General features: G+C 75.7%; 1 protein-coding gene. It reads left to right on the top strand.

From position 1 onward, the window contains the following. Positions 1 to 773: type IV pilus assembly protein FimV (locus tag C667_RS23580; RefSeq protein ID WP_004391432.1), on the top strand; the 773-nt coding region annotated here is incomplete at both ends.

The following is a 773-nucleotide window of genomic DNA, read 5'->3' as shown; positions in this document are numbered from 1 at the left end:
GCGCCCGCCCCGACGGCGGCTCCCGCGCCTGCGCCCAAGCCGGCACCCAAGTCCCCCGCCGCGCCGGTCGCGGCTGCGGAGCCCGCGGCGGCGCCGAGCCTGGTCGACACCCTGATGGAGGATCCGGCCCTGCTCTATGGCGGAGGTGGCATCCTCGCCCTGCTGCTGGCCTACGCCGGGCTCAAGGCCCGCCAGCGCCGCAAGGAAGAAGAGATCCGCGCGGCCGAGGCCGCGCTCGGTGCCGCCTCGGTGGGCACGGGGGGCCAGAGCGTGTTCGCCGGCACCGGCGGGCAGAGCGTCGACACCGGCGCGACCAGCATCATGCACACCGACTTCAGCCACTCCGGCCTGTCCGCGATCGACGCCGACGAAGGTGTGGACCCGGTGGCCGAGGCGGACGTCTACATGGCCTACGGCCGCGACGCGCAGGCCGAGGAGATCCTGCAGGACGCGCTCAAGGCCGACCCGGCCCGCGCCGCGATCTACCTCAAGCTGCTGGAGATCTACGCCCAGCGCCGCAACAACCGCCAGTTCGAGACCGTGGCGAGCGAGCTGTTCGCGCGCACCGGCGGTCAGGGCCGCGACTGGGAGAAGGCCGCGGCGCTGGGCCGCCGGCTCGACCCCGAGAATCCCCTCTACGCCACCGAGCCCGGCGAGGCCGTCGCACAGCGCGTTCCGCAGGGCCAGCCCGCGGTGGCGCCGACGCCCGCTGCGGCAGCGGTTGCGGTTGCAGGCGCCGTCGCGGGCTCGGCCGCTGCCGCTGCGGCTGCCGC

The sequence above is a fragment of the Thauera phenylacetica B4P genome, from assembly GCF_000310225.1.
GTDB lineage: Bacteria > Pseudomonadota > Gammaproteobacteria > Burkholderiales > Rhodocyclaceae > Thauera > Thauera phenylacetica.
The sequence above is the reverse complement of the archived record's forward strand: the minus strand, read 5'-3'. Positions and strand labels throughout refer to the sequence as shown.